Annotated in this window: 26 protein-coding genes and 2 pseudogenes; 27 read left to right on the forward strand and 1 reads right to left on the reverse strand. The window is 71.3% G+C overall.

Annotated features, from left to right (window positions below; genetic code table 11):
• The first annotated feature begins 57 nt into the window (after window positions 1–57).
• The 15 genes and pseudogenes from IH80_RS0105095 to IH80_RS45720 all read left to right on the forward strand — a co-directional run bounded on the left by IH80_RS0105095 (window position 58) and on the right by IH80_RS45720 (window position 13,864).
• On the forward strand, window positions 58–372 hold the full coding sequence (locus tag IH80_RS0105095) for a DUF6112 family protein (RefSeq protein ID WP_030958031.1): 315 nt from the start codon (window positions 58–60) through the stop codon (window positions 370–372).
• Window positions 372–1,064, forward strand: a complete 693-nt coding sequence (locus IH80_RS0105100; protein WP_030958033.1) for a hypothetical protein — start codon at window positions 372–374, stop codon at window positions 1,062–1,064. The genes IH80_RS0105095 and IH80_RS0105100 overlap by 1 nt, the downstream gene beginning before the upstream one ends.
• A 36-nt stretch (window positions 1,065–1,100) precedes the next feature.
• Window positions 1,101–2,471: an SCO6881 family protein gene (locus tag IH80_RS0105105; RefSeq protein WP_030958035.1), complete on the forward strand. Its 1,371-nt coding sequence runs from the start codon at window positions 1,101–1,103 to the stop codon at window positions 2,469–2,471.
• Window positions 2,472–2,552: 81 nt separating this feature from the next.
• Complete coding sequence (locus tag IH80_RS0105110; RefSeq protein ID WP_030958036.1) at window positions 2,553–4,025, forward strand: SCO6880 family protein; 1,473 nt, start codon at window positions 2,553–2,555, stop codon at window positions 4,023–4,025.
• Window positions 4,026–4,109: 84 nt separating this feature from the next.
• Window positions 4,110–4,568, forward strand: a complete 459-nt coding sequence (locus IH80_RS0105115; RefSeq protein ID WP_030958037.1) for a DUF6238 family protein — start codon at window positions 4,110–4,112, stop codon at window positions 4,566–4,568.
• 28 nt (window positions 4,569–4,596) lie between these two features.
• Entirely contained in the window at window positions 4,597–6,111 is a 1,515-nt protein-coding gene (locus IH80_RS0105120) for a VirB4 family type IV secretion system protein (RefSeq protein ID WP_030958039.1), read from the forward strand.
• A gap of 127 nt (window positions 6,112–6,238) precedes the next feature.
• Window positions 6,239–6,790 (forward strand): hypothetical protein, encoded by a 552-nt coding sequence (locus IH80_RS40605; protein WP_051808816.1) that lies wholly within the window; start codon window positions 6,239–6,241, stop codon window positions 6,788–6,790.
• Between the two features lie 26 nt (window positions 6,791–6,816).
• Window positions 6,817–7,596 (forward strand): hypothetical protein, encoded by a 780-nt coding sequence (locus IH80_RS0105135; protein WP_030958043.1) that lies wholly within the window; start codon window positions 6,817–6,819, stop codon window positions 7,594–7,596.
• A gap of 93 nt (window positions 7,597–7,689) precedes the next feature.
• Window positions 7,690–8,709, forward strand: coding sequence for a hypothetical protein (locus IH80_RS38880; protein ID WP_234432132.1), 1,020 nt, complete (start codon window positions 7,690–7,692; stop codon window positions 8,707–8,709).
• A gap of 273 nt (window positions 8,710–8,982) precedes the next feature.
• The gene (locus IH80_RS0105145) at window positions 8,983–9,402 is read left to right on the forward strand and encodes a hypothetical protein (protein WP_324609388.1); all 420 of its coding nucleotides are present in this window, start codon (window positions 8,983–8,985) and stop codon (window positions 9,400–9,402) included.
• A gap of 52 nt (window positions 9,403–9,454) precedes the next feature.
• Window positions 9,455–10,189: a glycosyltransferase gene (locus tag IH80_RS0105150; RefSeq protein WP_030958048.1), complete on the forward strand. Its 735-nt coding sequence runs from the start codon at window positions 9,455–9,457 to the stop codon at window positions 10,187–10,189.
• A gap of 193 nt (window positions 10,190–10,382) precedes the next feature.
• Entirely contained in the window at window positions 10,383–10,841 is a 459-nt protein-coding gene (locus IH80_RS0105155) for a hypothetical protein (RefSeq protein ID WP_030958049.1), read from the forward strand.
• Entirely contained in the window at window positions 10,838–12,016 is a 1,179-nt protein-coding gene (locus IH80_RS0105160; RefSeq protein WP_030958051.1) for a hypothetical protein, read from the forward strand. The genes IH80_RS0105155 and IH80_RS0105160 overlap by 4 nt, the downstream gene beginning before the upstream one ends.
• 145 nt (window positions 12,017–12,161) lie before the next feature.
• A pseudogene (locus IH80_RS45710) lies at window positions 12,162–13,121 on the forward strand (MFS transporter); the annotation flags it as partial.
• 245 nt (window positions 13,122–13,366) lie between these two features.
• A complete protein-coding gene (locus tag IH80_RS45720; RefSeq protein ID WP_030958053.1) occupies window positions 13,367–13,864 on the forward strand; it encodes a hypothetical protein in 498 nt (165 codons plus the stop codon).
• Between the two features lie 63 nt (window positions 13,865–13,927).
• On the opposite strand, the gene IH80_RS0105175 is transcribed toward IH80_RS45720, so the two are convergent.
• Window positions 13,928–14,470, reverse strand: a complete 543-nt coding sequence (locus IH80_RS0105175; RefSeq protein ID WP_126888826.1) for an HNH endonuclease — start codon at window positions 14,468–14,470, stop codon at window positions 13,928–13,930.
• 273 nt (window positions 14,471–14,743) lie between these two features.
• On the opposite strand from IH80_RS0105175, the gene IH80_RS0105180 reads away from it, so the two are divergent.
• From IH80_RS0105180 to IH80_RS0105230, 12 genes and pseudogenes are all read left to right on the forward strand, one after another.
• A complete protein-coding gene (locus IH80_RS0105180; RefSeq protein WP_030958056.1) occupies window positions 14,744–15,169 on the forward strand; it encodes a hypothetical protein in 426 nt (141 codons plus the stop codon).
• Complete coding sequence (locus tag IH80_RS38885; RefSeq protein ID WP_324609389.1) at window positions 15,166–15,687, forward strand: hypothetical protein; 522 nt, start codon at window positions 15,166–15,168, stop codon at window positions 15,685–15,687. The genes IH80_RS0105180 and IH80_RS38885 overlap by 4 nt, the downstream gene beginning before the upstream one ends.
• The gene (locus tag IH80_RS47090) at window positions 15,687–15,941 is read left to right on the forward strand and encodes a hypothetical protein (protein WP_324609390.1); all 255 of its coding nucleotides are present in this window, start codon (window positions 15,687–15,689) and stop codon (window positions 15,939–15,941) included. Before IH80_RS38885 ends, IH80_RS47090 begins: the two co-directional genes overlap by 1 nt.
• Window positions 15,942–16,028: 87 nt before the next feature.
• Window positions 16,029–16,727, forward strand: coding sequence for a hypothetical protein (locus tag IH80_RS0105190; RefSeq protein WP_030958057.1), 699 nt, complete (start codon window positions 16,029–16,031; stop codon window positions 16,725–16,727).
• 22 nt (window positions 16,728–16,749) lie between these two features.
• A pseudogene (locus IH80_RS45725) lies at window positions 16,750–17,498 on the forward strand (hypothetical protein).
• A complete protein-coding gene (locus tag IH80_RS45730; protein ID WP_234432133.1) occupies window positions 17,495–17,800 on the forward strand; it encodes a hypothetical protein in 306 nt (101 codons plus the stop codon). The pseudogene IH80_RS45725 and the gene IH80_RS45730 overlap by 4 nt, the downstream one beginning before the upstream one ends.
• Window positions 17,801–18,096: 296 nt before the next feature.
• On the forward strand, window positions 18,097–18,504 hold the full coding sequence (locus tag IH80_RS0105205) for a hypothetical protein (RefSeq protein WP_030958059.1): 408 nt from the start codon (window positions 18,097–18,099) through the stop codon (window positions 18,502–18,504).
• Between the two features lie 282 nt (window positions 18,505–18,786).
• On the forward strand, window positions 18,787–19,170 hold the full coding sequence (locus tag IH80_RS0105210) for a hypothetical protein (protein ID WP_030958062.1): 384 nt from the start codon (window positions 18,787–18,789) through the stop codon (window positions 19,168–19,170).
• The gene (locus tag IH80_RS0105215; RefSeq protein WP_030958063.1) at window positions 19,167–19,970 is read left to right on the forward strand and encodes a DUF317 domain-containing protein; all 804 of its coding nucleotides are present in this window, start codon (window positions 19,167–19,169) and stop codon (window positions 19,968–19,970) included. Before IH80_RS0105210 ends, IH80_RS0105215 begins: the two co-directional genes overlap by 4 nt.
• A 30-nt stretch (window positions 19,971–20,000) precedes the next feature.
• A complete protein-coding gene (locus IH80_RS0105220) occupies window positions 20,001–20,357 on the forward strand; it encodes a hypothetical protein (RefSeq protein ID WP_030958064.1) in 357 nt (118 codons plus the stop codon).
• Window positions 20,348–21,187 (forward strand): DUF317 domain-containing protein, encoded by an 840-nt coding sequence (locus IH80_RS0105225; protein WP_030958065.1) that lies wholly within the window; start codon window positions 20,348–20,350, stop codon window positions 21,185–21,187. The genes IH80_RS0105220 and IH80_RS0105225 overlap by 10 nt, the downstream gene beginning before the upstream one ends.
• A 50-nt stretch (window positions 21,188–21,237) precedes the next feature.
• Window positions 21,238–21,786, forward strand: a complete 549-nt coding sequence (locus IH80_RS0105230) for a hypothetical protein (RefSeq protein ID WP_234432134.1) — start codon at window positions 21,238–21,240, stop codon at window positions 21,784–21,786.

Consider the following 21,786-nt stretch of genomic DNA (forward strand, 5'->3'; position numbering starts at 1 on the left):
CCCCTTTCCCGCCGGCCCCTCGCCTGGCCTGCGTTCGCAAGGAGCCTCGCCACACCCATGTCCCTCCCTCTCGCAGACCGCGTCATCCAGCTCGCCTTCGACCCCGGCATCACCCCCGCGGGCGGCGGCCTGCCCGGCCTCGCCGTGCTGAAGAACGTCGTCAACTCGATCAACATGTTCGGGATCATCGCCGTCGTCGGCGCTCTCGCCGTCTCCCTCGGCGTGTGGGCCTGGGGTCACCACACCGGTGGCCACCAAGCCGAAGCCAACGGCAAGAAGGGCGCCGTCGTCGCCGCGGGCGCCGCTCTCGGCCTGGGCGCCGCGAACGGAATCGTCGCCTTCTTCTCGGCTCTCGGGTCGCAGGTCCACTGATGCAGAAACGACTCCCCTCCCTGTCCCTGTCCTCGTACGGCATCGGCTGGTCGGCCAACAAGCGGATCGCGATCGTCGCTCTGGTCGTCACCGTCCTGCTCGCAACCGCCGCCGCCGTCGCCTGGCTGAGCGGGAACGGCAACGGCCGCCAGGGTCCGGACCACGCCGCCCCGGCGCCGGCCAGCAGCCCGTCCTCCTCCGAGGCCGCCCCGAAGCCCGCCCCCGGATCCGGATCGGTGCCCAAGCCCCCGCAGATCGCCGAGCCGGTCGCCTACGCCAAGGCCGTGGCCCAGATGCTCTGGTCCTACGACACCCGCAACACCAGCCGCGACCAGCAGCTCGCCGGCATGCGCGCGTGGATGACCAACGAGCCCACGTACGCCGACTGGGCATCGGTCTCCGGCCAAGTCCCGGATCCGGTGCTGTGGTCGCGCATGGCCGACCAGGACCAGCACGCCACCGCGTCCGTCACCGAGGGCCACTACCCCTCCGCGTTCAAGCAGGCCCTGGCCGACGACCCGTCCGCGATCACCAAGGCGTACATCTACGTCGTCACCGTCAACGGCAAGCAGCAGATCGCCTGGAAGAAGGGCGGCGGTGGAGCCGAGGAACGCGCCGTGACCCTGGCCGTGCAGTGCCGGCCCAACCACGACTGCGCCCTGGCCGCCATCGCTCCGAGCGTCACGCAGTGACCCGCGCCTGACACAAGAAAGGAGGGGCAACTCTCCGTGGGTTTCTGTGATTTCCCCCTGGCGGACAAGCTGTGCGCCGTCGGTGACGCGGTCGACTTCGCCTCGGATCCCGGCAAGGCCATCGGCGACTGGATGGCGAAGTCGGCAGGTGAACTGGCAGCCGCCGCTGCCGACCTGGCGGCCAAGGCGGTCAACACCACCACGAAGGTCGACCTGAACGCCGGCTGGTTCCGCGACAACTACGAGATGCTGCTGCCGCTGGGCCTGGTCCTGCTGGTCGCGACGTTCTGCGCGCAGCTCGTCCGGGCTGCCGTCAGACGCGACGGTCAAGCCCTCACACAGGCATTCACCGGCACCATGTCGGGCGTCCTGTTCGCCTTCTGCGCCATCGCCTTCACCACGGTCGCCGTCGAGGTGGTCGACGCGATCTCCGACGGCCTGTTCAAGGCCGCGAGCCTGGACATCGAGTCGGCCGTGCGCCGCATTGTGAAGGTGAGCCAGATCGGCGCCCTGGCCGGACTGGGTTGGCTCGTCCCGGTCGTGGCTGGTCTCGGCGCCGCCATCGGCGCCTTCCTCTACTGGTGCGTGATGATGGTCCGCAAGGTCGGCATCCTCGTCATGGTCACCCTGGCGATCTTCGCCAGTGCCGGTGGCGGCTGGGAGGTCGCACGCCGCTGGCGCAAGGGCTGGATCGAAGCCACCGCCACCCTCGTGGTCAGCAAGCTCCTGATGACCGTGATCTTCGTGCTCGGCATCGCCGCCATGGGCAAGACCGAGGCCAAGGACGGCATCGGTGCCCTCGCCGACGTCATGTCCGGCATCGTGATCATGGTCCTGGTGCTGCTGTGCCCGTACGCGGTGTTCAAATTCGTGCACTGGGCCGCCGACGGAACCGACGGCGAGTCCATCCACCGCGCCGGCGGCGCCGGAGCCCAAGTCGCCAAGGCACACGCCGAGAACGCGACCCGCAAGGCCGCGGCGGCAGCCGCCACCGCCGGAACCGGCGGTGCGGCAGCCGGAGCAGGCGCCGCTCCGCAAGGCCCCGACGCCGCAGGCGGAGGCGGCTTCCCGGGCGACATCGCCTCCCACTCGACCGGTGGAGGCGGCGGTAAGGAAGACGCGCAAGGCGGTGGCACGGGCGTCTCGCCCGGTGGCGATGCCATCAAGTCTGGCCTGGACAAGGCCGTCCAGCCCCCGCCGACAAGCGTCTCCGACGACACCAGCAGCCAGGTGGGAGGCAGCCCGGGCCCGGGCGGGTCCGGCCCGAGCGCCGCGTCCAGCCAGGGCGGCGGATGGCAGTCCGCTCCCCCGACCACGACCCCGCCGCCCCAGGGCGCACCGCCGTCCTCCGGCCAACAGAACGCCACGACCAGCGGACCGGCTGGGCCGCCCCCGACCGGCCTCTGATCCTCTGCCCGCTTCCCGGGGGCGGGACGCACCGCGCGCTCCCGCCCCCGGGCCCCCACCCGCGCCTCCAGGACCCGCCCCATGACTGACCTTTCCGTCGCCCCGGTCACGGTGAAATTCCCGCACCGGTCCCGTCGCGGCATCCTCCTCGGCCTCTCCCTTCCCCAACTCGTCCTCGTGTCGTGCACACTGGCCCTGCTGCTGATGACGGTGCTCTCCACCGGGCTGCTCGGCGCCGTTGCCCTGACCCCGCTCTGGGCCGCATCGGGCGCTCTCGTCGCGATCCGCCGGCACGGCCGCTCCCTGATCGACTGGGCGCCGATCGTCGCCCGCTACGCACAGCGCCGACGCACCGGCCAGACGCTCTGGCTCGCCCGGCCCGTCACCCACCCGCGGCAGGAAGGCGTCCTTCACCTGCCCGGCACCGCCGCCTCCCTCAAGGTGGTCACCCCTGGCGACTCCGCCAATGGCGCCGCGGCCGTGCACGACCCGCACCGCCAGACCCTGACCGCCATCGCCCGCGTCACCTCCCGCGCCTTCGCCCTCCTCGACCCCGCCACCCAGAACCACAACGTGGCCAGCTGGGGACGGGCGCTCGCGGGCATCGCCCGCACCGGGCACATCGCCACCGTGCAGGTCCTGGAGCGCACCGTCCCCGACAGCGGCGACACCCTCACCCGCCACTGGACCCAGAACGGGCAGCCCCAGGCCCCAGTCGCCGGACAGATCTACTCCGAACTCGTCACCTCAGCCGGCCCCGCCGCCGCCCCGCACGAGACCTACCTCGCCATCTCCCTCGACCTGAAGGCCGCCAAGCGCCTGATCAGCCAGGCCGGCGGCGGGCTGCCAGGCGCATTCACCGTCATGGAACAGACCACCGCGTCCATCGCCCAGGCCGCCCGCAACGCCGGACTCATGGTCACAGGCTGGCTGACCTCGCGGGAGATCGCCGCCGTCATCCGCACCGCCTACGACCCGAAGGCCCTCGCCGCGCTCCAGCAGTGGTCCGACACCGGCCGCGCCGAGGCGGACCCCGCAGCCGCCGGACCTGTCGTCCAGTTCGAGGAGTACGACCGCCTCGCCACCGACTCCGCCCGCCACGCCACGTACTGGGTGGAGAACTGGCCGCGCACCGAAATGGGAGCCGGCTTCCTGCACGGGATCATGTTCACGGCCGGAGTGCGGCGCAGCCTGTCCCTTATATACGCGCCGCAGGGGCTCGAGTCTGCGCTGCGGGACGTCCAGCGGAAGAAGGCCGCGATCATCGCCGACGCGAACGAGCGCGCCCGCCGGGGACAGGTCGACAGCGAGGAAGACTCCGTCGAGTACGCCGACGTCAAAATGCGAGAGCGCCAGCTCATCGCCGGGCACGCGGACGTGGCCCTGACCGGCCTGGTCACCGTCACGGCCGAGACCGATGCCCTCCTGGACGCGGCCTGCGCGCAGATCGAGACCAGCGCCGTCACCTCCGGGGTCGATCTGCGACGGCTCAACTACCAGCAGCCCGACGCCTTCACCCTCACCGCGCTGCCGCTCGCGCGGACCGCCCTGTGACGGACCCATCCCTTTTCGATCAAGGCGTGACAGAGCAACCGCTGCCCGCCGCCCCCTGCATCCCGGCAGGAAGGACCACCACCATTGACCTCTCACACTCCACAGGACGCGCACCCCTACCTTCGCGCCGCGAGCGCCGGAGTCCGCCACCACACCCGTGCACTGGCACCGTCGGACACAGGCCCTCCCCGGCCGGCAGACCGACTGCACCTTGACGTGCTCCACGCCCACCTCACCACCCTGCACCAGCTCCTCGACCGGCTCGCCGAGACCACCCGGCCACCGCACCCCGCCGCCGGCCGCCGCCTGGCCACCGCGCACACCCACCTGTGGCAGGCCGCCAGCGAAGTCCACGCCGCCTTCCACCTGCTGCCCAGCAACACGACGGCGGGCAGCGAAGCAAGCGCGTGCCGTCCGGAGCGGCTGCCCGAGGAACCGCCCGTGCTGACCATCTGCCAGCGCCACCTCGCCGCCGGCCACGTGGTCCGGCGCAAGACCACCCCCACCGACCTCCGCGCGCACACCACGGCCTGTGCGCAATGAGCATTACCCGCAGAATCGAGGGCCCCCGATGAGCCACCGGCCCGCCCGCCGCGCCCGCCGCGCTTCCGCGTCTCCGCTCTTCACTCCCCACAGAACGGACCGGGCCAGCCGCAAAGAGGCCCGTCGCCAGCTCGCCGAAGCCACCGCCAAGGCCCGCGCCGAAGCCAGCGCCCACCAGACAGAGACCACACGCGCCGAGCACGAGACTCCCGCCGCCCTCTACCCCTCAAGCGGACGCCCCGGGCCCGCCTCCGCTCGCAGGAACCGGCTGAAGCTCCCCGCACACCGCATGACCACCGCCGTGGCCGCCGGCGCGTACCCATTCCTGGCGGAGGGCGGCCTCGGCGCGGAAGGCATTTACATCGGCCGCGATGTACACGCCGAGGCATCATTCGTCTTCGACCCCTTCGCGCTGTACGGCAAGGTCGAGGGCTTCACCAACCCGAATCTCCTCCTCGCCGGAGTCATCGGCCAGGGCAAGAGCGCGCTGGCCAAGTCCTTCGCGCTGCGCTCTGTGGCCTTCGGGTACCGCGTCTACGTCCCGTGTGACCCCAAGGGTGAGTGGACACCGGTGGCGGAAGCCCTCGGCGGCCGATCCGTAGCCCTCGGGCCCGGACTGCCCGGCAGGCTCAATCCCCTGGACGCCGCCCCGCGCCCGGAAAGCGTCTCCGAGGCCGACTGGGTCGGCGAGATCCGGAAACGGCGCCTTCTCCTGCTCGGTTCCCTCGCCCGTACCGTTCTGGGCCGGGACCTGATGCCCATGGAGCACACCGCCCTGGACATCGCCCTCGACGCCGTCGTCACCCGCACCGCCCACACCGGCAGCACCCCTCTCCTTGGTGACGTCGCCGCCACGCTCAACAACTCCGGCGCGCTCGACGAGGCCGCCGGGATGGTGTCGGGACAACTCGGCGACGCGGCGCGTGACCTGGCCCACGCCATGCGCCGCCTCGTCCACGGCGACTTGGCCGGCATGTTCGACGCCCCCTCCACCGTCGCCTTCGATCCCAGCGCACCGATGCTCACCATCGACCTGTCCCGACTCGGCGGCTCGGGCGACGACACGGCGCTGGTCCTGGCGATGACGTGCGCCTCCGCCTGGATGGAGTCCGCCCTCTCCGACCCGAACGGCGGCCGACGCTGGATCGTGTACGACGAGGCGTGGCGCCTGATGCGCCATGTCGGCTTGTTGCAGCGAATGCAGGCCCACTGGAAGCTCTCCCGCGGACTCGGCATCGCCAACCTCATGGTGATCCACCGGCTGTCCGACCTGCTCACCGCCGGCGACGCCGGATCCCAGGGCCGTGCTCTCGCCGAGGGCCTCCTCGCCGACTGCAGCACCCGCATCATCTACCGCCAGGAGACCGACCAGCTCCACGCCGCGGCCTCCCTGCTCGGCCTGACCTCCGTCGAGATGGACGCGGTCGCCCACCTCAACCGAGGGCGTGGCCTGTGGAAGGTCGCCGGGCGATCGTTCATTGTTCAACATCTTTTGCATTCGCGTGAGCTGTCGCTGTTCGACACCGACGCCCGCATGCACTGAGAAGTCCCGCGAGTTCACCCCAACTGGCAGTGACCCCGCGTCCTGCCGCCGACCGCCACCAATCGATGGAGCGCGTGGTCTTCGGCTGGACCGATGTCCACGCCGATCAGGCCGCCCTCTTCGGACCGTGACCGCAGACGATCCTGCTGCCACTCACCGCCCGTCGATCAGAACGGACCTCTCCCTGCCCTACCAAGATCCGGAACAGCGCGAGACCTCGCCCAACACGCTTCACCGCTACGCCCGCCGGGACGCCGAGCCCTTCCTGGCCGCGCACCTGCTCCCCGACGAGCCGCTGCCGCTTCCCGACCTGACTCCCTACCTCACCGCGCTCGCCATGGCGGAGACGCCCGCCGAGGTCAGCGCCGTCACCCGTCGGCTCGTCGAAGCCACCACGCCCGTGCTCGACCACATAGCCGGCCACTTCGTGGCCATAGCCCTCTGGGCCGGCCATGAGCACCGCCACACACCACAGGCGGTGCGCCTGCTACGTGACGCCGCCCACGGTGTCCGCCTGGCGCCGGCACAGGTCACCCAGGCCGATCTGGAGAACCTGCGTGCCCACTACACCCCGCCCGCAGTAGGCCCGGACGAAGACAGGGCCGTCCAGCCAGCCGCTGCCCGTCCCCGTTCGTTGGGGCCTTCGGCTGCCTCCGGCCCTCCGCGCTCCCGCCGCTAGAGCGCCACGAATCTCTTTGGGAGCACATGCCCACACTCCGCGCTGATCTCTCCGCCTTCGCCGATGCCCTGGCCGACCGGCTGCCGGGCCACTGGACCACCGAATACGTCCGACACGCTTCCTGCGACGAGCAGTTCGCCAGCGCCGAGGCGCTCTGGGACGTCGGCCACGTCGGCTACATCGTCAGCCAGTACGTCCTCAGTCACCACGCCGTCTTGCGCGACCAGGACGGACGACAGCTCTATCTCACCGATCGCCCCTTGTACCGGTACCAGTTCGTCGTGGCGCCGCTGGAGCCCGAAGGGCCCGGCATCAAGCCCCATCACTTCTCTGGAGTCGAGGAACCGAACGGCATCGCCGTTCGTGCCCAGCCAGCGCGGGCAGCCGCGCAGGTCACCCGGCGCCTGCTGCCCCGCTACCAGCGGGCCTTGGACACCGTGCTGCACAACGCAACCGTCCAGCCAGAGCCGCCGCACCGCCCTGGACCGCCGCAGGTGGCCGACGTCGTGACCCTGACCTGGTACGAGGACGGCGCGCTCGGCACTCCGTACAAGGACGTCCCCGAGGAAGCCCGCACGATGCTTTACGCCCTCGGATTCCAGTATCACCCGCACCAGGCCGCATTCCTGTTGCCCGCCACGTACGGCGAGGACGGCCGCGCTCTCCGCCTGCAGGCCCTTGTGCACCACCTCGCCCCAAAGGGCATCGGTGTCAACCTCCGCCACACCACCACACCGACCACCCTCACCATGCGGCAGCCCGTTCCCGCGCCGATTAGCGCCGCAGCCACCTTGCGCCACCGATAGGCCGACCGCCGGACCGGCCACGCGCGCCTACCCGTTCCCCCCTCTTCCCCAGTACGAGGAGCCCCCATCCGCACCATCCGCCGCACCCTGCCCTTGATCACCGCCACACTCTGCGTCGCCCTTGCTACGACCGCCTGCACCAACGACGCCAGCAGTCCCTCGGCCAAGAAGACAGCGCCCAGCTCCACCGCCGCGCCGGTGGCGACCCCCGCGCTCACGCCGGCCCAGGCACGCGACGCCATCACCCGCTACTCGACGACCAACAACCTCGCGCACGTCAAGCAGGACCGCGCGCTCCTCGACACCGTCGAGGACGGTCCCCGTTACGCGATGTCGCTGGCCGACCTCAAGCAGGACGAGGCGCTGCCGCAGGCGGACCGCCAGCCGTACCGGCTGTGGTCGTACGACCTGTCGGCGACCGAGTTGTACATCCCGCGCCTGAACAGCGGACAGCAGCGGTGGTTCGCCGCCGTCACCAGGGGCGGCAGCCAGCAGCAGTTCGCCCGCGCCCTGGTCATGGCCGAGAACACGAAGTCGAAGCAGTGGGAGATGGTGGCCACCGTCGACGTCGACGATCCCAAGCAGCTCCCGCAGATTGTGCTCGACAAGGATGGTTACGCCACCGCCATCGACGCCTCCTCGAAGTCCCTGGCCGCACCGGTCGGCCAGCTCCGCTCGGCGGTGACCGACAACTTCGCCACCGGAGGCGAGCTGACCGGGAAGAAGGTCTTCACTTCGAACCAGACCTCCCAGCGGCAGATCAAGGTGCACGACGAGACGACCCGGAAGTTCGGCCCGCGCGGCACCACCCGCTTCACTGCCGCCGACCCGCAGTTCACCGATGCGTACGCGCTGAAGACCACCATGGGCGCGCTTGTCGTCTTCTCCCACACGCACACCCAGCACGACGCCGTCGCCGCACCGGGTCTGCGGATCATTCCGGAGAAGAAGGACCGCGCCTGGCTCGGCACCAGCCCCAGCCCCGCCTTCACCTACACGTTCACCTGCTCGGACATCGCCGCCGTCCCGAGCATGCCCGAGGCGTCCAGCCTCCTCGGCTACAGCTGCCGTCGCACCGACGCCAAGGCCGCCGGCCCCAGCACCTCTGTCTAGAAGGACCCGTGGCCGAACCTCCCGCCGCCGGGCCAGGCACCGGCCTCGACAGAACTGCCCCGACCCCGCCGCACGTCCCGCCCGCCGGCCCAGCACCCACCCAGTGATCCTGAAACGCCCTGGAGGCCCCTCCTGTCGACCGGTTCCTTCATCGCTCGGCCCACCGAGACCGGCTACACCGGCATATACGTCCATCTCGACGGCCAGCCGAGCGAGAAACTGCCCATCCTCCTCACTGCCCACCGCTACCGGTTCGGCCGTGACGTCAAAGCTATGGCGCAGCATCTCGTGGATGGCGTCGCCGTGGGATGGGACGAGCTGGGCACTGATCTCCTCGACGGTGCCCCGCCCGAGATCCTCTCGGCGCTGACCGGCGGTGAACAGTGGGCCAGCAGCACCCTGGACCACCTGGTCACGCCCGACGACTCCCCGCCGGTCCGCATGACGGTCACCGAGAAGACCGCCGCCGATCTGGACGTGCAGTGGGGGTACATCCTTCGCCCCCACGGGATCGAAGTGATCAGCGTGCTGCACGCCACCGCCGGTCCTCTCGTCGCGTGGGGCACCGACCCCCGCGCCCGGTTCAGCAACCACCCGGCGCACTGGTCTGCCCCCGCCTCGGCCGCCGCGCCACCGGCCCGTCTCGCCCCCACCTCGCCTTCGGTTGGTCCCCGCCCCGCTGCCCGCCGCTGACCCTTCCCGCCCGCGCTTCCCGGAGATTTCCCTGCCCACGCCCCCGATCACAATCGTCATCGCCAGCCGCCTGCGCGAGGACCGCCTCGATTACCTGACCGCCATGCACGCCAGCCTCACCCGGCAGTCCGTGCCGTGGGAGGCAGTGATCACCCTCGACGGCGCCGACCCGAGCCGCCTGCCCGCCCCTCTCGCGGCGGACCCGCGCATCCGTACCCTCACCCTGCCCCGCCCCGTCGGCGCCGCCTGCGCCCGAAACCTCGCCCTCACCCAGGTCCGCACCAAGTACGTGAACTGGGCAGACGATGACGACGAGTTCACCGACGACGCCATGACGGCACGGCTGTCCGCCCTCGAATCCACAGGGGTGGGCTGGTGCGCCGGCTGGAGTGAGGACCTGCTCCCCGACGGCTCGACCACCCTGTGGCGCTGCCCGACGCCGCCAGGCCGACACGGGGCCGGCGACGTCATGAACTACTGGGCACGGCCGCAGGACACGATCCCGATCGGGCCGACCACGATCCTCGCCCGCACCGATCTCGTACGAGCAGCCCCGATGGGCGGCCTCGTCCAGGGCGAGGACTATATGGCGGCCGTCGGCATCACGGTCCTCGCCCCGGGAATCCTGCTGCGCCTGCCGGTCTACCGATACCGCAAGCACCCGGGGCAGATGACGCAGCAGGCGTCGTACGACCAGCTTGAGGCGGCGGCCCGCGAGCACGCGCACGGCTACGGACTCAGCCTGCGGGCCGCTCTTCGTACCCGCGAGGCTCTCGCCCGTGGCTGACGCGCACATCGTCCTCGCCTACCGGTCGGCGACGGCCTGGGCCGCGCGTTCCTGCGCCAAGCCCGCGTGAGCGCACCGCACCGGCGCCCGGCTCTCGCCGTGTCCGCACCCCTGCGTCCCCTGCCTGCGGCCCGTCCGGCACCCCGCCGCTGACCTGCTCCACCACCGACCACGTGAGGAGATGCCCACCCTCTTGGAACCCGGCACCCACTTTGTCTTCGGCACTCACAAGGAACACGGCTTCGTCGCCTCCTTCACCTCCTCCATGCCCTCGCACCTCGCCCAATGGTTTCTGCTGCGCGAAGAGTTCGAACCGGTCGCCGGCCAACCCGGGCTGTTCAGGCTCAGCGAACCGGAACGGGACGGCCCTCGCCGCACTCGACAGGCCGTCCACGACCTGCGCCGCCAGGGTTACGCCGTACACGCCGACGTCGTTCTCGACCCCGCCACTTCGGCCAGCCCGCCACCTCCCGTGCGGCCGAACGGGCTCCTGGAACGCCGCAGCCGTCTCGCACAGGCCGCCGCCGGCCGTACGACGCAGCGCGGCACGGCACCCACCACCTCGCCGCCGTCGGCCCGGCCGATCCCGCCGAAGCCCACCTACGCGCCGACCGTCCACCTGACGGCGTCGGGTGGCAGGCGATCCCGATGACCCCCGGAAGCGACCCGGCCCCCGAAAGCCCGCTGCCCGTGGCACGCGACCTCGGAACCCGAGCACGCGACTTCCGTCTCCGGATGTCCGTCATCGCCCGCGAGACCGAGATCGCGCTCGACATGACCCGCGACCGCTACGGCCGCACCGTTCACGAAGGCGCCGCGGCAGCCTCACGAGCCCACCGCGACAAGGCTGCCGTGGAGGCGTACGCCACGCACCTCGCCCCGTACGCCGATGCACTGCTCGATGCCGCTCACCGAGCGCTCGACGAGCTGCCGCCCGCCCGGCACATCACTGGGTGGCGGACCGTGCTGGACGGCCTCGCCGTCTCCGCCGCCGAGATCCGGCGGGCGCTCGACCGGCCCGCCGCCCCCGGTTCCGCCGTACGTACGCAGCATGCGGCCTTGTGGCCCTACCTCGCTGCTTGGGCGGACCACGGCTTCATTGCCAGCAACCTCGCCGACCAGCACCAGCACTACAAGGTCCCGCTGGCCGACGAAGAACAGCAGGCGTGGACCGAGCGGGCCCAGGCCGCGCAGCGGCGAGGCGAGCTAGAGCTGACCGAGTCCTGGTACGCCGCTGACGGGCAGCCCATCACCCTCGCCCATCTGATCGAGGACGACGACTCGACGGTGGTCGCCCTCAGAGGTGACCCGGACGCCCCCGGCTGGCAGGTGATCGGACACTTCGCCCACGAATACGAGGCCGGACAGGTGCTTCCCGCCCCCGTCCCACCCGGCGTACTTGGCGCGGACGTCTCTGTGTTCAACCGGCCCGTGCCCGCCCCCGAGATATCGCTGCAGGAACTCATCCGGGACGTCATCGAGGCCCAGCACGCCGGTGACGCGTCCAACGCGCTCCTCGGTGCCACCCAACGCGGCTACCACGCGGGCCCGATGGTCCGCCTTCAGGAACTCCTGGAGACCGCGGGCCAGTTCGCCAGCGCCCTGGAGACCGTACAGGGCCGGCAGATCGCCGCCCGGCTCACCGCACTCGGCCGACAGATCGACTTCCTCATCCGCGAAGTGCATGACGCGGCCGAGGACCTCGGGGCGACCGTCGCCGTTCTACCGCCGCACCGCACCCCCGTCCTACGGGTCCGCCCGCGCCCCGCCGTGGACACCACACCACCCACGCCGCCAGCGCGCACCACCACCGCCCGCCCCCGCTAGGTACCGCTCCCCCGAGAGAAAGCACCCGTTGTCCCTGACCGCACCCCCGGCCCCGGCCCCGCGCATCACCTATGGCGCGGTGCTGGGCAGCCCGTACGTCGCCCGCCTTCTCGGCGGCACCCTCACCGGCCGCCTCCCCAACGGCATGGCACCCGTCGCCATCCTCCTGTGGGCCACCGCGACCGGAGGCAGCATCGCTTTCGGCGGACTGCTCAGCGCCCTGTACGGGCTGTCCTCCGCACTGTCCCAGCCGGTCAAGGGGCGCCTGATGGACCGCCGCGGACAGACCGCCGTGCACCTTCCCGCCGCCGTACTCAACTCCGCACTGCTGGTGGCCCTGCCTGTGGTCGGAATCCAAGTAAGTCCGGCGCTCGCCACGGCGGTGGTCGTCGCAGCCGGCCTGACCACGCCGCCCCTGGAGGCCGGGCTGCGGGCGCTGTGGCCGAGTGTGCTGCCCAATCGCCGACTGCGGCACGCCGCGCTCGCCCTCGACACCGGCACGCAGGGCCTGCTGTACATCGTCGGCCCCCTGCTCGCCGCCGCGCTCGCCTCCGCGCACAGCCCGTCCCTCGCTCTCGCCGTCACCGCCGCCCTCGGTCTCGTCGGCACCGCCACCGTCGCGAGCGCACCGCCTTCCCGGCGCTGGCGTCCCGCGCAGCCGACGAGCACGGACGGCGGGCCAGGACCGCGGCTGACCAGCCCCGGCCTGGTGCTGCTCTTCGTCTCTCTCACCGGCATCGGGTTCGCGATCGGATCCATGAACGTGTGGTCGATCGCCATGGCCGAGCACCACGACGAGGACATGCTGTCCGGGATCCTGCCCGCCGCATTCTCGACCGGCAGCTTCCTGGGGGGCCTCGTCTACGGACGCCGCACCTGGACCAGCACCACCACCGACCGAATGATCACTGCCGGGGCCGCGTTCCTGGCCGGGTGGCTCCCACTTCTCGCCCTCCTGGGACCGTACGCGGCCGCCTGCACGGTCATCGTGCCCGGCGCCTTCCTCACCGTCGTGGTCGCCTGCGCCTACGTCACCACCGACGCCCTCACCGCCGCGGCCCGCACGAGCGAGGCGTACGCGTGGCTGATCCCGTCCATCGGTGCCGGCCAGTCCGCCGGCACCGCCCTCGCCGGACGCCTCGCCGAGCACCCCTTCGCCAGCGCCGCGCTCCCCGCCGCCGGCGCCGCGTTCGCCCTCACCGTCCTGCTCGCCGCGCGCCCGCACCTCGGCCCGGCTGGACGTCTCTCCCAGGCCGGTCGACACCGCCGCCCACCCCGAGGCCGGCACGAGGCCGCCCAGAACAACCCCGCAAGCCTCCGACCTTCATACCCATTTGAGGAGATTCATCTATGGCTGTCCGTACGCAGTGGACTGTCGAGCACTCCTGCTCCCACGAGGTCGTCCATGACCTGTCCAACCGTCCCGCCGACAAGCGTGCCGGATTCGCCCGCTGGCTCGCCGGCCGGGACTGCACCGACTGCTGGAAGGCAGCTCGCGACGCCGACACGGAGTCCACGCAGGAGTGGCTCGCCGCCAAGCGCGCCGAAGAGCAGCAGGCTGCCGTCGAATGGGCGGAAAAGTTCGACATGCCGCAACTGGAGGGCCCGGAGAAGGCCCTGGCCTGGGGCGAGCGGTCCCGCCACCAGCTCATGACCTCCGCTCACACCGCACTGGTCGTCGAGGGGTCTTGGGACGAGGCGGACTGGGCGGAGCTGGAGGAGAAGGCCCGCTCCATCACCCGCGCCGGATGGTGGATCGACCAGCGTGATGCGGAGGGCACCGACCTGCTCGAGCTCCTCGACGCCGCCGGCGAGGACGACCGCGGGACGGAGAACCCGTTCCGATGACCAGCCGTCAGTGCACGGCCGTGGTCGTGCGTCAGACAGGCCCCCTTCGTAGGGGGGCCACCGTCACGCTGTCTCGTCCTCCGGGATCGGTTCCATCACCTGCCCCAGGCGGGTTCGTACGACCCTCATGCGCGGTGGCGGGGGCGGCTTCGGCCAGCCCTCCTCGCGGGCCTTCTCCACGCGGGTCGAAACCCAGGCACGCCAGAGATAGACCGGATCGTTCTTCCCGAGGAACCAATAACGGTCAAAGAACCAGTCGCGGCGCTCCTTGTCGTCCAGCTCCGACTTGACGCCCTCAATGCGCGCCGTGACCTCATCGAATGCGCGCTCGATCCTTTCCCGCATCCACCAGAGGCCCTTGTCCCCGTGCGGCCACGTACTGGCTTCCGCGCCGTAGCGCTGATACGTCAGCTGAGCAACCCACGCCAGCAACCCCTTGTCGCTCTTGCCCTGATTGCACGGCCCACAGGCCGGGACCATGTTGACCCAGTGGTCCCACCCGGCATGCGTTACCGGGACGACGTGATCGATCTCCGCTGACTCGGCAGCGTCGCAGTAGACGCAACGCCCCATGTTGGTGAACAGCACCATCAGCCTGATCCACATGTCCTGCTTCTTCCGGCCCAAGGCACCCCCCGTGTTCGGGAGGAACTTAGCGGGCAGCACTGACAACGTGCGGCAGCCTGGCACAAGGTCAATCGCGTCAGCGAATTGCGGACGCCGCCTCTCGTACCAACGGTTCGTCAGATGCGGTCAGTTGCGCTGCCGATCCGGTTGATCGCGGCGCAACATAGCCGACGATCGCCGGTTAGCCAAACCGGCGATCCTCCGGACCATTGTTCCTCCCACCGCCACCCGTCTCGCGTGGAAAGGAACCGCATGTCCCAGCCCCCGCCCACACCGGTGTTCGCTCCGACGCCCGACCCGCTCACCCCGGATCGGGACATCACGCACCAGCACTTCCAGGCCGGCGACACGGTCGTCGTCCTGAAGGGGGTCGCCGGCGGAGAACTGTGGGGTGACGCCATGCGCGTGGTCGCCCCGTCCTGGCACACCCCGACCGACGTGGACGGATGGCGGCTGCGCGATGCGACCGGCGGCGCGCAGTCGTACATCACCGCCCACCCTCGCTACCTCGTGCACCTCTCGCGTCGCTGCCCGGACTGCCTGATCCATCTCCGGGCCATGGAAGATGCCCTTCTGCCGAAGTACACCGACGACAACGCCCTGATCGACTGCGGTTGGTACACCACCACCGCCCTCAACCAGTTGGTGCACATAGCCGACGCCCGGAGCAGCCGGTGATTCCCCGTCTCCACGAGCGGACCCACACGCCGAACGACGTGCTCACCGAGGCGCTGGGACGTCCGGTGTCGCCGGACGAGTGGCTGACCGAGCACACCGTCGTCGCCCACTGGCCGGGCCTCGACTACTACACCTTGGACGACGAGCAGAAGATCTGGACGTCCCTCCAGTGGGCTGAGCACCTCGAAGACCCGCTCATGGAGCACCCGTTCGCCGCCAGCGCGAACGGCGACCGGCGCGCGATCTTCCACCTCGACGTCCGGCTCCACCCCGACGACCGTGAGCTGACCGGCCCCGAATGGGCCGAAGCCGCCCACCGGCTGGCCCGCGCCGCAGGCATCGAAGTCCCCGGCGAGCCGAACGACTGCCGGTGGATCGCCGTCCAGGCCCAGCCCGGACGCCTCGACCTGATCGCCAACCTGATCCGCGCCTCGACGGCTCCTGGCACACGCAACCTGCCGAGGTCCTGCGACGCCTCTCGGCCGAGTCCCGCCGCATCGAGCAGGACCTGCGCCTGATGCCCGTACGAAGCACTCCAAGGCCGCCAGCCCTCGCCCGGCCCGCCTCCACAGCATCAGCCCAGCTCGCGGCCATCCTCTCGCAGCTCGCCGACGAGCAGACCGGCCCGTTGGCCACAGTGCGCGGACTCGTCGAACACACCGCCCACCGCATCGCCCACCAGCCCGATGCCGCCAGCACCGCCACGGCGCACTGCCTCGAGCTGATCGCCCGCCGCCTCTACGGCATCCAGCAGGACCTCGACACCACCTGAACGCACCCACCCGGCGACGCACAGCCTTCCCGACACTGCCCACCATCACGGCAGCCGCACGGCGATCACCGTAGGAGAAACGTCTCTTTGCCCCTGGCCGACCGATTCCTGACCGTCCGCCGCGACCCGCACTCCGAGGAGGTCCTCGCCCGCGGCGGAGACCCCGAGGCCCACAGCGTCCTGCAGCGTACGGGCTTCGTCCCGGTGGTCCGCGTCCACGAGACCTACCATCGCGCCCCCACCAACCTCATCGAGGGCGACGACACCCGCCTCGGGATCGAAGCCGTCGCCCGGCTTCGGGCCGTCGGATACCACGTCGACTGCGACGAGGACTTCGACACCGACCGCCGACCGGTCCACGATCTGCCGCTGGGCGCCACCGTCGCCCATCTCGCCCAGCGCATCCGCGAAGCCACCACCACCTGGGATGCGGCCGGCGCACTCACCGAACTGACCGCCTCCCACGACGGCATCCTCGCCGCGCTCGAAGAAGTCCTCATCGCCACCGCGGAGTTCCACGACGGCCTTGGCGACGCGGCCGACCCGCACATCGCCCGCCGTCTGCGCTACCTCGCCGACGAGCGTCTCCAAGCCATCCGTAGCGACCTCTCCGACACCCGTAACGCCCTCGCCGACCGGCACGTCCCGCACCCCGGCCGCAGCATCTGCGCCGAAGAGGTCCCCGCCACTGAGCGCGAGCGCTCCGCCGTCTGCGCCTGCCCGCCACCACCGCGCACCGCGCCGGCCCCGCCACCACCTCCCGTGGCCGCCGGCCTGCGCCGCTGACCCCACCTCGCCCAAGGACACCATGCACGATCACGCCAACTCCGAGCGCCTCGCCTCGTACGCCGACGTCCTCGCGGCGAACTCCCGGGCACCTGGACGAGCTCCTACCACCCTCCCGAGCACAAGGACGACCTCGCCGAACTGTCCGACCGCATCTGGGACCTGGACCTCGTCGCCGCGTCACTCGCTGAGCACCCACTCCAGCAGGCAGCCGTCCTGAGCCGCCCGGACGGAGCCCAGCTCGTCGTCCTGGAACGACACGACGAACGCGACGGATTCCTCATTGCCGCCGTCGCCCCGCGCGCACTGCCCGACGAGGCGTACCGCGCCGTACCCGAGCCCAACGGCATCGCGCTCACGGACGATCCATTCCTGGGAGCCGAGCAGGTCACCGGCGACCTGCTCGCCCGCTACGAAGCCGCGCTCGCCCAGGTCCGGCACAACGCCCTCGGCGGCATCCAGCCGTCCCAGCCGGATCGGGTCGTCCTGACCTGGCAGCAGGACGGCAGCGTTGCCGCCGCGCCCGTCGGTGACGCAGCCGGCGCCGTCCTGGCTGCTCACGGCTTCATCCAGGATCCGCAGACCGGTATCTACCGCCTCGGCGCAGACGACACCAGGGCCCAGGCCCGCGCCCTGCGCGCGATCGGCCCACAGCTCGACGCGCTCGGCATCGGCACGGCGCTCCAGCACCCCGCAGCTCGGACCGCCCCCAGTGCCGTCCTGCCGCCGGCCCCGGCCGCCACACGGACGTCGGCCTCCAGAGCTCGATGAAGCCAGGGGAGCCCGACTTCCTGGTGCTGGAGTACGTCACCATCACCAAGGACCCACGCACCGGGCTGGTCGTCGCGATCGGCGGGACCGAGCGGGCGGCGGACATCCTCCAGCGCACCGGTGGCTTCCTGACCGCTCCCGGCCCCCGCGGGGACTATCACCGTCTTCCCCATGGCCTCCCGATCGAGCAGCAGCGCCTGAAGGCCACCGCAGCATCGCACGCCCTGCTCTGCGCTACCTCGCCCAGCTCGCCGAGCGGGCCTCCCGCGCTGAGAGCAGCACCGAGGTCGCCGAGGTCCTGACCGAGATCGCTGGGCCGGCCAGCGGCCTGCTGCCGCTCACCCGGGACGTTGTCGTCAGGGCCTGGATCGCCTTGTCCCCTGCCCCGGACGCCGAGAGCGCAGACCCCGACCCCGACCCCGTCGCCGACCTCGGCAACACCGCCAGCGCGCTAGCGCGCGCCGCCCACCGGATCCTCGCCGCCCGCAATCGCGCCGCGCGGGCTCCCGAGCGGTCGACAGCCACAACACCGCCGCCGAGCCCCGCGAGGCAGCCGTCCGCCCCCGCACCCCGACGCCGATGAACTGGAGAACCGCCCATGGGTAATCGTGCCGATGATTACGGCACCGACGTCGAGATCTACGTCAAAGCGTTGACCACCACCATCCACGTCGCCACTCCCACCGGCGCCCCGGCCAAGCTCCACGACTTGCTGGAACAGCTCGGGATGGAACGCCACGAGTACCCCGTCGGCACGCCCCTGTACATCTGGCACACCGTGCCCGACCACCTCGGTGCCGAGGAGCAGAAGCACCTGGCGAGCCGGGCGGTCCCGACGCTGCTGATGGCCGGATACAGGGTCAACATCGACCCCGACCTGCTCGACGAAACCGCCTACCAGCAGGCCGTTCGCGAGATCCGCGCCAAGAAGCCGCGCCCCGTCAGACAGCAGCCGCCACGGGCTGCCTCCGCCTCGCGCCCCACACCGTCCCGGCGTACCCCGTAACGCCCGTCGGGCGGCCCCGGCTTCCTGCTCGGGGCCGCCCGCCCCGCACCGACAGCCTTATCGGAGAACCCAGTAACACCCCGCAAGCCACCGCCGATCAGCCACCGCCTCACGCCCCGCCTCGCCACCGCCCTGTTCCGCCGCTACCTGCGCGCTTGCATCACCACCAGCCCCCACCGCCCCTCCCCGCCGGCACCTGCCCGTCCCGAAGCCGTCCCCGGCGAAGCCCGGCGGATCGGCCACCGCCACCACCACTGATACCGACCCCCGTCCTGGAGGAGCATGCCCCACTCCAACCCGTACCCGGTGCGGCTGGCCGATGAGATCGCCCGCCAGCTCGGCCAGCTCGGCGACCACCTCGCGATACTCCCCCCGCATGAAGCAACGCAGGTCATCGCACGCGTTGTCAACCCTGCGGACGGCGTCCTCGCCGGCGTCACCCACCTCGTCTCCGTCAGCAGCATGTTCGCCAAGGTCCAGGCCGAGCGCGGCGCCCTGCCCGCTGAGGTGTGGCTCGCCCTGGGGCGGGCCACGAACGAGCTCGACGCCATCGGCGGGGACCTGGACGAACACCGAGAGATCCTCCGGCAGGCCGGCGACCGGCCCAGCACCGCACCGGCGAAGCCGCCGGCCCCTGCTCCACTCGTCGTACGGCGGCGCCGGTGAAGAGGAAGCAGTGGCAGGGCTGGGGGGCGGGCGAGCAGGCGCAGCAGCACTACCTCGTCGAGCCCCGCGCCCTCGCCGGCGGCGGTGACCTCCAGCACGTCTCCGAGTTCCTGCGCGCTTCGGGTTGGCGGGACAAGTCCAAGGCCGGCGGTCCTCTCGCCATGGAAAGCCCGGACCGCGCGGTCCGTATCACCTACGACCCCTTCGTACTGCCCGGCGGGTGGACGATCCACGGTGCCGCGAGCCGCCACCAAGAGCAGTGGTGGGCAGTCCTCGGGCGGCAAACACCGGTGGAGATCGTCGCCGGTCTCACCGACGCCCTCACCCGGCCCCGCTCCGCGCACGCCCCCAACGTGTGGGCACCGCTGCGCGAGCAGGGGTGGGACCGTCCGCCCAACGCCGAGCACGTGACCGCGACCAGCCCCGACGGCAGCGCCTGGATGCAGTTCCACCAGGGCCCCGACGGCGAGGCGATGTGGTGGTCCGGGGCGAAGGACAAGCAAGGCAACGGCTGGACAGCCCAGTTCGCCCCCAGCACCCCGATGCACCTGGTGGAAGCCTTCTCGACCGCGCTCGCCAGCCCCGAACCCGTGATGCGCCCGCTGGGACGGGTTCCACACAGCGCCCAGATCCGCACCACGTCCGTGTCCGTCCTGCCCTCCCAGCTCAGCGCCTGGCAGCAGGCCCGGATCACCGCCGCCCGCGCCGCCACCTGGGCTCGCAACGCCGCCCGGAGCAGCCGGCCCCGCACCACGGCCCGCCCCCACGCCAACACTGGTGGCGCCCGCACCTACCGCTGATCACCCACACCCCACGAACCGAGGAGCTTGATGCCCGCACTCACCCCGGACACGATCCGCACGGCGACCGAGACCCTGTCCCTTCTTACCGACTACCTGCGTGAGAGCCCTGACCCCGAAGAGGCGCTCGCCCTCGTCGAGCCTCTGCTCGATGAGTACACGGGCCTGCCCGTCCAGCTCGCCGACACCTTGCGCGCCCTCGCCCGCGCCGTGCAGGACCACCCGGACACCCCGCGCACCGTTGAGGTCGGCCTCCTGATCACGGACCTGCGCACCGCCGCATGGGAGCAGGCAGACCAGCACAGCCTCCACTACGTCCTGGACGGCCTCCGGGGCCTGTACGGCAGCGCCGTCGCCACCGAGCCGGAGTGCGGCTCGTGCCGCTGAGCGAACGGCAGCTCGCCGCCTTCGCCGACAAGCACGCCTGGCGGATCCCGTTCGACACCAGCCCCCGCCACCTCGCCGGCCCCGGAGACGCCCGCCACGTCACCCATGGCCTGGCCGCCGCCGGATGGAGACCCACCTCCGACCCGCTCAGCCCCGAGATCGTCCTGCGCAGCTCCGATCACCGTCACAGCCTGCAGTTCGACCCGCAGTCCGCCACCTCCGCGTGGTGGCGGCTGCGGGCCGAGCCCACCGGCAGCGAGCCGGGCTGGTACGCCGAGTTCGGCGAACTCGTCCCCGCCGAGGTCCTCGCCGGCCTCACCGACGCCCTCGTCACACCTGCACCCGCCGAGCCGGGCAACCCCCTGCCGTCGCTGGAAGCTGCCGGCTGGCTCATCGACGGCCGCGGGGCCGCCGTCTCCGATCCACCGGGGTGCAGGGTGGAGCGCCGGCCCGAGAAGGGTGACGGCACCGTGCCATGGCGCGAACCAGACCGTACGTCCTGGCACATCGAGGTCCGGGACCACCCCGGACCCTCCGCTGCGAGCCCCCGGATCTGGCACGCCTGGTTCGACGGCAACACACCGGAGCACCTCGTGACCGCCTTCATCACCACGCTCGCTGACCGCGCCCCGCTCCAGCGCGGCATGTACGACCGCACCGCCCACGGCGCCGTGCAGAAGCCGAGCCCGCTCACCCCGGAGCAGGTCGTCGAGGCCCACGCCGCCCGACTCGCCGGCATCCGCAGGCAGACCCGCGGCATGCGGCGCCGGCCAGAGGCCGTGACGCCCCCGGCGAAGGAAAACACCACCCGTTCCACCGCTCGCCGCTGATCCCGATAGGACACCCCACCATTCCCCTCGCCCCCGCCGCACATCGCGAGGTGCTGCGTCACCTCAACGCCTTCATCCGCGACAGCAAGAAAATCCTCGACGCCTGGGACGCGTACTCCGACGAGCACACCGGCCTCGACGGCTGGCCGTACGACGACAACGCCTACGGCCTCCGCCAGAGCCAGCGCGACGCCGACACCAGCGCCGCATTCGAAACCGTCCACGCCGGCGCCCGCCACCTGCTGGCCACCGCCGAGACTCAGCTCGCCCAACTCCCCTCCCACGCGGTACAGAGCCGCTGGGTATGGCAGCTGGGCGTCCTGCAGGATGCCCTCGACCGCCTGGATGTACTGCAAGAGGAATGGCGGCAGACGCGCGACAACCTCGCTGCCGACGCCTGCCCCGGAATCCCGGCGTACGACGACGCCCTCGCCGAGTACCACGCCGAAGCCTGGAGCTACCTCGACGACTGGGCCTCCCACGGCCAGCCCGTCCTCGACATCAACACAGCTGCCCGCCACGCCCCCTCGACCCTGGCACCGCCACCGACGGCGACCACGGCCCCCGCGTCCGGCCGGGCCAGCACAGTGCGGAGGTGA

Source organism: Streptomyces sp. NRRL S-378, assembly GCF_000720645.1.
GTDB lineage: Bacteria > Actinomycetota > Actinomycetes > Streptomycetales > Streptomycetaceae > Streptomyces.

What these genes read in the sequence shown, in the direction of transcription:
- IH80_RS0105095 (WP_030958031.1), top strand. Translation starts at nt 58, where the DNA reads ATGTCCCTCCCTCTCGCAGACCGCGTCATCCAGCTCGCCTTCGACCCC.
- IH80_RS0105100 (WP_030958033.1), top strand. Translation starts at nt 372, where the DNA reads ATGCAGAAACGACTCCCCTCCCTGTCCCTGTCCTCGTACGGCATCGGC.
- IH80_RS0105110 (WP_030958036.1), top strand. Translation starts at nt 2,553, where the DNA reads ATGACTGACCTTTCCGTCGCCCCGGTCACGGTGAAATTCCCGCACCGG.
- IH80_RS0105120 (WP_030958039.1), top strand. Translation starts at nt 4,597, where the DNA reads ATGAGCCACCGGCCCGCCCGCCGCGCCCGCCGCGCTTCCGCGTCTCCG.
- IH80_RS0105135 (WP_030958043.1), top strand. Translation starts at nt 6,817, where the DNA reads ATGCCCACACTCCGCGCTGATCTCTCCGCCTTCGCCGATGCCCTGGCC.
- IH80_RS0105145 (WP_324609388.1), top strand. Translation starts at nt 8,983, where the DNA reads ATGGCGCAGCATCTCGTGGATGGCGTCGCCGTGGGATGGGACGAGCTG.
- IH80_RS0105160 (WP_030958051.1), top strand. Translation starts at nt 10,838, where the DNA reads ATGACCCCCGGAAGCGACCCGGCCCCCGAAAGCCCGCTGCCCGTGGCA.
- IH80_RS45720 (WP_030958053.1), top strand. Translation starts at nt 13,367, where the DNA reads ATGGCTGTCCGTACGCAGTGGACTGTCGAGCACTCCTGCTCCCACGAG.
- IH80_RS0105175 (WP_126888826.1), bottom strand. Translation starts at nt 14,470, where the DNA reads ATGTGGATCAGGCTGATGGTGCTGTTCACCAACATGGGGCGTTGCGTC.
- IH80_RS0105180 (WP_030958056.1), top strand. Translation starts at nt 14,744, where the DNA reads ATGTCCCAGCCCCCGCCCACACCGGTGTTCGCTCCGACGCCCGACCCG.
- IH80_RS47090 (WP_324609390.1), top strand. Translation starts at nt 15,687, where the DNA reads ATGCCCGTACGAAGCACTCCAAGGCCGCCAGCCCTCGCCCGGCCCGCC.
- IH80_RS45730 (WP_234432133.1), top strand. Translation starts at nt 17,495, where the DNA reads ATGAAGCCAGGGGAGCCCGACTTCCTGGTGCTGGAGTACGTCACCATC.
- IH80_RS0105205 (WP_030958059.1), top strand. Translation starts at nt 18,097, where the DNA reads ATGGGTAATCGTGCCGATGATTACGGCACCGACGTCGAGATCTACGTC.
- IH80_RS0105210 (WP_030958062.1), top strand. Translation starts at nt 18,787, where the DNA reads ATGCCCCACTCCAACCCGTACCCGGTGCGGCTGGCCGATGAGATCGCC.
- IH80_RS0105220 (WP_030958064.1), top strand. Translation starts at nt 20,001, where the DNA reads ATGCCCGCACTCACCCCGGACACGATCCGCACGGCGACCGAGACCCTG.